Source organism: Xanthovirga aplysinae (assembly GCF_009711365.1).
GTDB lineage: Bacteria > Bacteroidota > Bacteroidia > Cytophagales > Cyclobacteriaceae > Xanthovirga > Xanthovirga aplysinae.
This window is the reverse complement of the sequence record NZ_SMMB01001212.1, coordinates 1-11826: the sequence shown is the minus strand read 5'-3', so window position 1 is coordinate 11826 and position 11826 is coordinate 1. Positions and strand designations below refer to the sequence as shown.

9 protein-coding genes are annotated in these 11826 nt (G+C 33.7%); all 9 read right to left on the bottom strand.

Features of this window, described 5'->3' with window-relative positions:
• Positions 1-433: 433 nt before the first annotated feature.
• On the bottom strand, positions 434-2182 hold the full coding sequence (locus E1171_RS17175) for a VanW family protein (RefSeq protein WP_155207285.1): 1749 nt from the start codon (positions 2180-2182) through the stop codon (positions 434-436).
• Positions 2183-2549: 367 nt separating this feature from the next.
• Complete coding sequence (locus E1171_RS17170; RefSeq protein WP_155207284.1) at positions 2550-2747, bottom strand: hypothetical protein; 198 nt, start codon at positions 2745-2747, stop codon at positions 2550-2552.
• Positions 2748-3903: 1156 nt separating this feature from the next.
• The gene (locus E1171_RS17160) at positions 3904-4134 is read right to left on the bottom strand and encodes a hypothetical protein (protein ID WP_155207282.1); all 231 of its coding nucleotides are present in this window, start codon (positions 4132-4134) and stop codon (positions 3904-3906) included.
• Positions 4135-4151: 17 nt separating this feature from the next.
• Complete coding sequence (locus E1171_RS17155; RefSeq protein WP_222931532.1) at positions 4152-4805, bottom strand: tetratricopeptide repeat protein; 654 nt, start codon at positions 4803-4805, stop codon at positions 4152-4154.
• A gap of 350 nt (positions 4806-5155) precedes the next feature.
• A complete protein-coding gene (locus E1171_RS17150; RefSeq protein ID WP_155207281.1) occupies positions 5156-5743 on the bottom strand; it encodes a DUF2004 domain-containing protein in 588 nt (195 codons plus the stop codon).
• Between the two features lie 1106 nt (positions 5744-6849).
• Positions 6850-7812, bottom strand: a complete 963-nt coding sequence (locus E1171_RS17145) for a proline iminopeptidase-family hydrolase (protein WP_155207280.1) — start codon at positions 7810-7812, stop codon at positions 6850-6852.
• Between the two features lie 197 nt (positions 7813-8009).
• Positions 8010-9743 (bottom strand): serine hydrolase, encoded by a 1734-nt coding sequence (locus E1171_RS17140; RefSeq protein ID WP_155207279.1) that lies wholly within the window; start codon positions 9741-9743, stop codon positions 8010-8012.
• Between the two features lie 163 nt (positions 9744-9906).
• Positions 9907-10578 (bottom strand): hypothetical protein, encoded by a 672-nt coding sequence (locus E1171_RS17135; protein WP_155207278.1) that lies wholly within the window; start codon positions 10576-10578, stop codon positions 9907-9909.
• A gap of 51 nt (positions 10579-10629) precedes the next feature.
• The coding region (locus tag E1171_RS17130) for a S41 family peptidase (protein WP_187696511.1) at positions 10630-11826 on the bottom strand (1197 nt) is incomplete at its 5' end.

The window sequence follows — 11826 nt, the reverse complement described above, 5'->3', positions numbered from 1 at the left end:
TCAATTAAACTAACGCCTCCCTCCTATAGGGCCTTAAAAAGAAAAACGGCTAGGGTTTTAGATCAATTTTACTCAACCTAAAAGAGAAAAGGGCAATACTTACACACATCAAGTCTACGTTAAAACCATACTTGTAACCAACTGACGTTCAGGGCATACAAATCATTACCCCCACCTCCTCTATTGAATTCCTCAAATTCCTGATAGCCTGCTTTTTTTAAAAAAGTAAAGTATTTAAACTGCCATATCTGTAAATTAAAAAATAGTAAGGCTTGCTAACTCCATCCTTAAAATTTTGAATAAACCGCATTACTTATTCTAACTCCTTTGAAATGTCAAAACAGTCCATCGGATAGGTGAGGTTTACACCCACTTTTAAAATCTCGCTACTCAGCCTACTGGCAGTAAGCGTAAAATGCGATTTAAAATAATTTTACACAATAATCTGCTCAGGATTTTTATTTAATATTTTTTCAGCTCCTTCTTTAATTGATTCATAGTCCCCAACATCAACAACAATTATTTTGTCTGATCTTTCTATTCCACAAGCATTAGTTGTGATAATAGGAATTCCCTTTGAAATCGCATTTAAAATTTGCCTTGGTTGGTGTTCAACATAAGTGGGGTAAACCACTAAAGCAATTTCGTCAAAGTCTCCATTGAATTTTTCAATTTTCAGATCTTCCCAAAAGTATTCATTTTCTAAAGTTCTGCCAGTAATTGCTAAATTGAGATCTAATGCTTTGGCAAGCCTTTTCATTTCGTACGCTCCCTTTCTTCCAATCCCAGAAGCAGGAAAAAGCACTTTATTTCCCTTTGATTGTTTAACTGATATTTTCGGAAGGTCCCATTCTAATTTCTCGACTTTATTCTTAAAAATATTTGCAATTTCATTATGTGTAGTAATTACTTTTCTTGCCATTGTAAGGGCTTTGTTTTCAAATTCAATTAATTGATTGGAGGCCCTAAAATCTTTCAATGTTACACTTCCTGGATTTTTTAAATGAGCAAAATCAAGTCTTTCATGAAGTTTTTCAATTGGTAGTCTAGTCATTAGCACATCATAAGTCCTACCTCCTAAAACACCTGTTTCATAAATAAATGGAAGCAGATTTTGAGAAATAACTAAATGGGTTGATTCAATTGGAATTTGTTTAGCGGAAGCATGAGCAATTTTTTTATCTAAATTTAAGCTCAGTTCAAAAACGTTATTCATTTTTTTAGAGGCGTATCTCAATTTTAAAGCACGATAAATACCCTGAAACGTGGTAAACTTAGTTTGAGTAAATTTCATTGCGGTCCAATTATAGCGATCGGTTTTTATGAACCAATTTTTTTTGAAGGGCACAATGAAGTGGTCAGAATCGGTTGCAATTGTTTTTATGTAGTTATCAAACTCTGGCCATTTCTCGTCAAGAATAAAAGTTGTTGTAGCAGTTTCTGGCTTTTCTGTACTTCGGTCGGGGTGTTTAAAACAAGAAAAATTACCACAAGAATAACAGTCATTCAGCTTATTTGATTGTCTAAGGTTAATATTACCTCCTTCTGATTGCACATTTTTCTGCTGGCTTTTAAAGGTCACCATTAACTTGTCTGCACTTAATTCGACTTCAATTCTAAAGTCAAAACTTGATTTAAAGCGCAAGTCGATGTAATTCCACTTTACGGTAGCATCCCGGTCTTGTTCAGCCAACGAACCTTTAATAACTTTTGTGTGCTTATGCCTCTCGATAATGTCAAAATTAGCTTTCAGGGCAGCATCATACAGTGCATTAGAGAGTTGGCAAAGTCCACCTGCAATTGTTGGCACGATACATCCTTCCCTGATTTCCCTTCCAACTACGTAGCCTTGACCAAAATTGGGATTTCCGATATGCCTCCAAAAACTAAAAACTTCATTGGCTTTAATTTCAAGTCCGTTAAGTTTTCGTGAAGAAATTCTCAAATTTTCAATTTTTCCGGCAGTTAAAACCCAATTGTCTTTATTGTCAAATGGATTCCAAAGAGCACTTTCCGAAAATGCAATTACAGGCTTATTAATTAGCCTCCCATTATCCTTAAATATTCTAACCGGAGATAACAAATTTTTGAAAAAGCGTTCTCCTGTCAACCCAAAGGTTTTAAGTCTAAAAACTGTATCATTAATGAAACTGTGTTTTTCTGTTAATTGCTTCCTATCCATAAAGTTTGTTCATTATAGGCCCAACGGTCTGAATAAACGCCTGCACCCAAGGCGTTTAATTTTGTTTGTAGTTTAACATAATACCAATAATTGAAACTAATCAGTTTATTGATCTTTAGATAGAATCGCCAGTTTGTCTCTACCCCGTGACCATAATATCATGAAAGCCCAATTCCTTGGGAACCTAATTTCTTAATGTCTGTTATCACATCCGATATTGATTGATGACTTTGATTTACTGATGAAATCAATCTCTGGGCAACCGAATGAAATTGAAATCCGAAAATAACGGAAGTTTTATTTTTGGTTAGTATTTATACATCGAACTTGGAAAATAACTTGGTCAACTCATGGAGTTGATTATTTATTATACACATTCAATATCGTTATTAACCACCACTACAGCCACTGCATCCACTGCTACAACCATGGCTGCTACATCCAGAGTGGCCATCATTACTTGAGCACCCCCAGAAACTACCACCACTATCAGACGACCCTCCATTTCGTTTTCCTCCAGTTCCTCCACCAATAGCACCTGCAATAAATAAAATGACCATCCCAACAAACAAAAGAGATAACCATGGGACAGAATTATCAGACTGAATAAAAAGTCCTACTATGATTGGAAGAGTTAATAAGAGGATTAAGGGAGTAAATCTAGGTTTCTTAACCAGCCAGTATTTTGACAAATTAATTCGTCGGAAGTTAATATTTGAGAATCTAGCTTCGTTACCTGGCCATACTGATTCAGGTGGTTTTTTGTCAAATTCATTCTGATAGGCATCAAGTATAGAATCATAACAATTAGAATATCTTTTTTTCTCAGTGCTTCCTCCAGAAGTCGGGTTATGATGTATTTCCCTACCCAAAGTGTTTTTACACAAATCATCCCAGTAGGACCTGGTATAGGTTAGGTGTAAATGCCAAGCTTGATCTACAGCGTCACTGGGTGTTATTTCACCATAACCAGCGCAACATAAATATAAGAACTTTTTTTATTCCATAATTACCGTTTGGCTGAATTTAAGGCTCCAATTATTATCTCGAGCCAGTCTTTGAGAAAAAGTGAATTCACTATTTTCATCATCTAATTTGAAGTCATAGATTTTTTTCCAAAGTTTAAGATCTCTCATAGTTCTAAATTAATTCGTCGTTAGTTTTGCTTGTTGTGGCTAATCTACCATAAATGTTCTGTTGCAATCCCAAAGGGTGCCAAGGAAGCGAAAAATTAGTAATCGAACACTAATTGTTTCCTATTCGTATTGACAAGTCTTAGAAAATTTCCCTCAATCAATTTCATTTGTAAGCTTAAATACCTCTAGCAAATATGATATGCTTTCAGATTCCCAAGCATAATTTGATAAATTCTGGTTATACTTTTTTAATAATTTTTCAAGATTTGACCTTGTAGTCTTTCCATCAATTTCTCTCTCAAGGATAACAATAAAGTCATTTAATGAATGAATTGAAATTCTCCAGTCTCTCTCTGCCTAAATAATTTTTTCAGCAATTTGTCTATCCCTTTGGTTGTGTATTTGGTTGTTTTCAATTAAATCGGATAGTTCCTCAATTGTCATTAAAGGAATTTCAACCGAATAAAAAACCTCTCCCACTGAATTATAAACATTAAAACCTTTTTCTTTTCTATTTTTAAATTCATTCAGGCAACTAATGAAGAAAAGTGTAACAATTAAGATTAGAAATACTCTTAAATACTCTTACCATTCTAGTTTTTCAAAAGTCTTAATTGCAATTGCTACGAATAGTCTTTTACTCAAATCAGTTTTTATTTGCTCCTGGATTTTTGGAGTCCATCCGAATTTTTGGTTCTTCTTTATATTTTTCTGAATTGTTCTCCCATCAAATTTAATTTTTGCCACCATTCCAGCTGGCTGCTGTGCTCTTAAGCGTTGGATTTTGCGCCTTGCCAAAACATGGTAGTTCGCCATTGTTGTAGCACGTTTTTTTACTTTTCCATTATTAATCTTCGAACCTCTGGATTAACGGCTTCCGGATCTAGAGCCTCCGCAATCTCCAAATATTTTCTTGCACTATCCTTTTGTATAAAATAAGTATAAGCACCAGAAAGTTGTCCAAACGCTCTAGCATTGGTTGGATCTAATTCCACCGACCGTTTTAGATATTCAATGGATTTATTAAGGAGTTCAACATCTTTAGTTTGAAAAAAAAGTTGGCCAAAACTGGTTGATGCTGACTCCCAAACTTTAGCGTTATTCGGGTTTAATTTTATTGATTTATCAAAAAATACAAGAGACTTTTGAAATTCTCCCTTTCTACCCATTAAGTTTCCATAGCCCCAAAATATTTCAGCATTTAAACTATCTAGTAACCAAGCTTGATTAAAACGCATCATGGAAGAGTCAAGTTTATTTTCATAAAAGAATCCCCAAGCTTGATCAATATGGTATTGTGCAGCAATTTTTCTGTGTTCAAAGATCTTATCACATTGTTTTAAAAAGTCATTATCAATTTTAATTTGTTTCGGACATTTTTCCGCTTTACCGAACATTGGTTGCTTATTTAAGTTTGGCGGACAATTAGTCGGTTTACAACCTATCAGAAAAAATACTAGGAAACCAATAGTTAAAATTTTTGTCATTACTCCTTTTTTCTAACTCTCATTAAATTTCTTAACCCCTGAAAATTTCCCCATTAGCTAGAACTGTCTTAAATGGGAAATGTGCTACAACGGCCCGGCTGGCTCCTTTGCTTTTTTGCGTCAATTTTTGTGCGTTGGCAAAGCATGGAAGCTCGCCATGGTTACCCATTTTTTTATTATTTACAACAGAGTAGTTTTATTCTATTTTCATATACTTCAAGAAAGTATTGCCCGAAACTATCTATTAAATCTGCTTTATCTTTTAGATTTTGTTCACCTTGATTTTCAGAGTGGACAATTTTGGAGAAAGCTTTTGCTGAACGATTAAATTTACCAGATTTTACTCACATTTAACTTTCCTCAACCATTCCAACAAGCTCTCCTTTGCAATTGAATACGACCATTAAAATATAATCAGTCAATTGATTACTTACAGTATAGTCGAAAATAAATTGTCTTTCATTATCCTCCGGATAAATTCCAATGCGTTTAAGATATAAGGCATTAAACATCATTTCTTTTTGGCTAATAGAATCTTGTGTCACATCAACTCCAATTGAGGTTAATTCAACCTTGTCAAAAACAGAGTGTTGATGATTAATATATTCTTTTACTAAATGGCCTACTTTAAAATCGATCGCTATTTTCTGATTGGCTATTTCGACAAGTTTATCTAAGTTTTCCAACCAACTTAATGTTGCTTCCACTGATTTTGTTGAAACTTTAGTTTCTTCAAAGTTCAAGTCCAAAGAAACTTCAATATCGCCAATCTTTACTAGCTGTTCATAATATTCGTCAGGATTATTCAGATCAACCTCCCCAAAATACTGGAACTTAACAATATTAGTTTTTTTCCCTGATTTTTTGGATTGAGAAAATGCAATAAACGATAATATTGATGCTACAATCAGTAATACGGCAAAAATTAAATAGGACATTGTTTTTTCATATTGTGGGTAACAACCGTATAAACCGAATTCCCTTTATTCAATTTATATCTTTTAATTTTTTTCCTTTGGGACTACCCATTCAATTCTTAAAAAATCAGTTTCTTATTAATTGAATCAGAAAAGTAAGTCGGGATAACCAAAAGTGCCCTTGAATATTTGTTTTCTTTTCCAAATTTCCAAAAAATTCAATGGACATTTGATTCCCTAATTTACTTACCCATTTCTATAAGAAAATATTAATATTATCCCTCTGAAAAATACCGTAATAAAAGGGGGTAAATTCCACTTATCCACTTTTCCCTATAAAAATTTATTTTTTTCGACCCCTCCCAATTTTAAAAGAAAATTTTGGTACTTAATAATGGAAAGGGTCTTTAACTAGTGAAAACACTTCCTAATAAAAAATTTTATTGAAGCCCCATTGCAAAGGGTTTCTAGCCGAATAAAACTTAATATCCAAGATAGAATAAGACAATTGAAAAGGATAAAAATATTAATACTATACATAAAGTCCTCAATAAACACACCCTATAATAAACTGACGATCAGGGCATAATAATAAGTAATTACCCTTCTCCCCAATTAAATCTCCAAATTACTAGGAGTCAAGATTTTTATAAGAAATAAAGCATTTAAACTGCAGTAGCCTGTAAATTTAAAGACAGTAATTCTTGCCAACTCCATCTCGCGAACTTTTAAGAAAGTATTACCACCTAAACAATTTCCTTTTGGAAAGTCTGAAGTGTCAATTAAGCAGACAGGGTTTGTGCTCAATTAAAGAAGTAAACCTCACAGCCCAATAATCCGGTACGACTAGCTGTCATGCTTTTGGCATCTGCCTTTAGGAGTTAAAAAGTATGCAAGCTCGTTATTGTGGTACCCTATTATTTATCTTATACCACAATAGATGAGCTAACAAAATCATGGATTGCTCTATGTTTAGAATTAAAATTTATACTCAAAAAGGATGCCCACCCCAGATTTCTTTAATGTTCATTTAGGCGATCTGAATACCCATTTGTGAATCATGGTTTGTTGTTGGGTGATGTTCTTTCACTGCTTTGATTTCAGAAATAAAGTTATTTTCTTTTGGTTTAATTCTTATCAATGTTTTTCAAAAATTTACCGATCTTTTCAGTTAATTTCTCTGGTTGGTCAATCATTGTGGCATGCCCTGCATCATCGATTATCTCTACAATTGCATTATTTGAGAGCTTTTGATATTTGAACATGGTTTCGGGTCTTGCCTCATCATATTCCCCTGATACAAAAAGTATGGGCTCCTCAATTTTGTACAAATCTGATGTTCTGTCAAAATTTAGAAGGGTCCCTGTCGCATTAAACTCTGTTGGGCCCCACATATAGTTATAAATAGCTTTATTGAAACCACCTACATTCTCACACTCCGTTGATTTATAAAGCCATTTTTTCCGAATTATATGCCTTGAATAAAAGGAATCTGTTGCGGCTACATAGGCAGGTGCAGAATAATTCTTTAAAACTTCATACTTTTTTAGGGTGTCTTGAATATTAACGGGTAATTGCGAAAGTAATATTTTGGCATCTGCTATCCAATCGGATGTGCTAATCATCGGACTAGAAAAAATGACTGATTTTACTCCTTCTGGTTTTTTAGTAATCATGTATTCTATTAAGAATGTGCTACCAAAAGAATGTCCCAAAATGTGCAACTCATCTAAATTCAAAGCTTTTCTGAGATAATCAATTTCATTTACAAAGCGTTCGACCTTCCATAACGTTTTATCTTTTGGTCTGTCAGAGTTACCGGAACCTAGTTGGTCATAAAAAATAACGGGTCTGTCTGTTGCTAAAAGGGAGAAGCCCGGAATCATTGCACAACTTCTGCCTCCGGGTCCACCGTGAAGCACTAGCAGGGGAACGCCATCTCCCTCACCCACAATCTTATACCATATTTTTCCACCCTCAACATTTACATAACCTTCCCTTTCAATTTCATTTTGGCATGACACATTTATGATTATGAGTACTACACTCAATAGAAATCCTAATCTATTCTTTAACTTAATGTATTTCATATTGGTTTATCAATCTGATTAACTTTAGATTTTGGCCTCTACTCCCCCCCATTTGCTAGTAAAATTAACCGGTATCCTTGATAAGAGAATGCCGAAAATCGTTCCAACTAAAGGCCCTATTTAAATTGAGGGTAGCTTTGCGCAAATATAGATTTTATTTATTCAGGGCTTTTATATTTCTCATAACCAATATTACACTAATCTTTTAATTTTTTTCCCACAAATTCTTCTCCTTCCTGGACCAAGGTAACACTTTTAACTTCTCCTTTGTCATCTCTATTAAAAGTAATTTGTGCCGCTAATGCCTTATAGTAAAATACATTATTAGATTTTGGGTATATCGAATATTCCGCTTTACCAGGGGCCTTGGTTTTCAATTGATTACCATGTTTTGAAACGGTAAGTACAAGCCCAGGAAATAGTTCGTAATCACCCACATAACTTTGAAGAATTTCATCTTCCAATACTACAGGCACCATCAAACCCTCAGTATCCACTCCGAGACTCTTTAGCATTTTGATACCACTGAAGTTTTCAGGATAAAGTTCTATTGATTTCTGGAATGCAGCAATGGCTTTTGCAGTATCTTTTTGTTGCAGCAAGGCTTCCCCATAGCGATCGTATGCATAAAATGAATTGGGGAATGCCTCAATATTTAACTCAAATACTGATAGGGCATTTTCGATTTCTTTGTTCCATAGGTATAAATCCCCAAGCATATTCAATTGTTTTTCACCAAAATTGAAATTGTCGGATTGACTTTCCCTTAATTTCCAATAGTGCTTTTGAGCCTCTTCAAAACCTTGACTTCCAATAATCTTTCTAAGCTTACTTCCTATGGGAGGTTTTGGATGAACTAAGGGTGATGTAGCATCTAGTAGATGCATTCCAATATCAGTGACACCTGCATATGAGTTAGTCAAAACGACCACTCCCTTATCTCCACCTTTTATAAATCCAAGAAATGCACAATAACCACCCGACTCTCCATAGTGCCATAAAATTTCCTTATCATCCAAAGTCCTAATCCTCCATCCCAACCCCACAAGTGGATTGCTCTCTTCCCTTCGGGTATTTTCATGTGACAACTCCATTGCGGAGTATAGATCACTTCCCTTTAAACCCATATTAAAACCCAAATAATTGAGCATTTCGGTAGGTGTGGAACGAATTCCCGCTGCACCTGCAAAAGAGGACAAATAATCCCAATTTTCTACTTCAACACCAATTTTATGGCCTTTGGCAAGATTCATTTTCATTTGAGGCGAAAACACTGTACTGGTATTTTCCAACCCGAGTGGTTTTAAAATCACATCGGATAAATACTCTTCATAATTCATTTCATATCTGGTTGCCAATAGGTGCCCTAACAAACCCATACCGTAATTAGAGTATTCATATTCAGAACCAATGTCCCTAGTGAGCTCATGATTATTCAAGAATTCATACATTAATTTTTCTGAATAATTGGCATAGGGATTTATGAGATTCGTCATATTAAAATTACGGGGCAAATTAGGTAAGGAAGACGTATGATTAGCCAGGTGGATTAATTTGATGGAATGCCCATTTCTAGTTGGAGCGTTGATTCCCTTTGGTAAAAGAGTTTGCAATGGGTCATCTAAATTCAACTCATTTTTTACAACTAAGTCCGCCAGTAAAATTCCTGTAAACGTTTTCGAAAGGGAAGCAATTTGAAAAACGGAATTCTCATCTACAGCTTCTTTACTTTTCATTGATTTGACACCATAACTGTAAAAGGTGGTTCCTTCAGAATTAATTACCCCTACAACTATTCCAGCGTTGATCCCATTTTCAACCCGTTTCTTGATGTTTTCTTTTACTTCATGCGGAATAGTAGGTTTTTGTGCTTCACAAATTGTAGGAGTGCCAAGCAGCATGCATAGAAATGCCAGAATATATTTTTTCATGGTTTTATTTAATAATTAGTTCAATAACAACCAACGCTTTGGGTATGAGCAGGAAATAACTTACACGCATTTGTTTTTGGGTTTGGTAATTAACCCATATTACCTTTTATTCCATTATTCGGTTTTATTTCCGCAAACTTCCTGGTATAATCGTTTATGGAAACTATCTGGTAGATGTTCCAAAACTGTAAATTAACACCAAAATTAAAATTACTAAGAATATGCAGTTTAGGGCCACATAAATAAGACGTTTGAATTTATTCATTTCAAACGCTTTAGCGTTCCAAACAATAATAAATAATTGAAAAAGGAAGAAAAAACCAGCTTCAATAGTCCTATGAGTATTAAATAAACTTAAGATTACCGATACTGGAACAAATATTATTGACCACAAACTCACATTGTAAATATTTAATATTAAATGTTCATAAAAGCTCTTCTTATATTCTAGATAGATAATAAAACTGGAAAAAGTAAATACCACAAGATTCAAAAAGAGTAAAGTAAATTGTGGGGAAACTTTACTTCTTACGCTAATTCCAAAAAAATCATTAACAAGCATAAGCTCTAATAAAAAAAATAAGGATGCTATTGTTAAAAATCTACTTGGACTGTAGTAATAACCTCTATATCCATTCCAGTAATTTGAAATAAGTATATTGGGTTGTAATAAACCCATTTTAATATTTATAAGGAAGGATTTTTCTAATGAAAAAATACTGCCAAATAAATCCTTTAAAACTGAAATACTAGTAATTCTTTCATTATTAAAATATTGACCACACTTTGGGCAATATTTTTCATCTATTTCCCCTGAACAGACGGAACATTTCATATTCCAAATTCTTTATTTATGGTTTAGTTTTATTTTTAGTTCTGAACTAGTTTACAAGGAATTTGTATGTGAACTGAAAGTGTTACTCTTTAGCTTATTTACATTATTAAGAGCTGTTTTTTCTTTTTCTAATTCTATTACTTTTTCAATTGCTTTATCTTCAGTTCTTAATTCCATCAATAGATTTTTGTAAAATAATGGTGCACATTTACTATAGTTCAATTTATAATCCGTTGGGATTCCAATTCTTTCGTAATTTATACCTTTTGCGCTTTCGTATATTTCATTTGAAAGTCCGTATTCCCACCCATTCGGCAATCTTTTTGAAAGAATGTCGGACAAAATTCCTTCTGTATTGGAACCAATTCGTTTGGCATTTGACAAATTCATTGAAGCAAGCGTGAATGTCTCACTAGCACTGGCTGTTTGATAGCTGGTCAGTATAAATAAATCGCCAGAATATTGATTTTCATTTGGCTCTAAATATATAATTTGCTTTTTCGTAAATCCGCCCTTAAATCTTGCTTTTTTGATAAAAGCAATCCTTTTCTCATCTGAAAAATAGCTTAAAACTTCTAGCCCAACTTGGTCAAAACCGCCTCCATTAAATCTCACGTCTATAATACAAGATTTAGTTGCCTTTATATCATCAAATATTGTTGCCATCCGATTTTTAAAGCTACCTAACACATCTTTAGAGTAATTTTCGCTTTGTTCAGCTTCATTCCAATATTCGTCCCAGAAATCTTCTTTGGATAGGTGTTTATTGATATTATAATTGGCTAAATCTTCAAAATCATTAATTTGAATATAACCAATGTTACCATCTATAATACCCCAATTAATATTCCCTTGGTTATACGTTTTTACACTATCAAGATATTTTGAATTAATTTCGGAAATAACATTTTCTCTTAACCCATCCGTATTTTCTTGTTCTATTCCTATTTCATCTTCCAATGATTCTGGAATTTCGAGGAAAACGTGTCCGTCATTTAGCTCAGATATCATCTTATTCAGTACAGCGTACAATTCTAAATCGGTGGATTTAGCATTTAATTTAGATCTGTATTTTTGTCTCATAGAATCCCAATCAATTCCACGAAGATCAAATGATGGATAATTTTCATTAAAGGTATGCCAAAGGACATCAAAATTTGAGACAGGATTATTATCAACTAGATTTTTCTTACAAAGATCCGATTCAGAAGTTGAACGAATAAAATCATAGTTGGTAAACCCTATTCT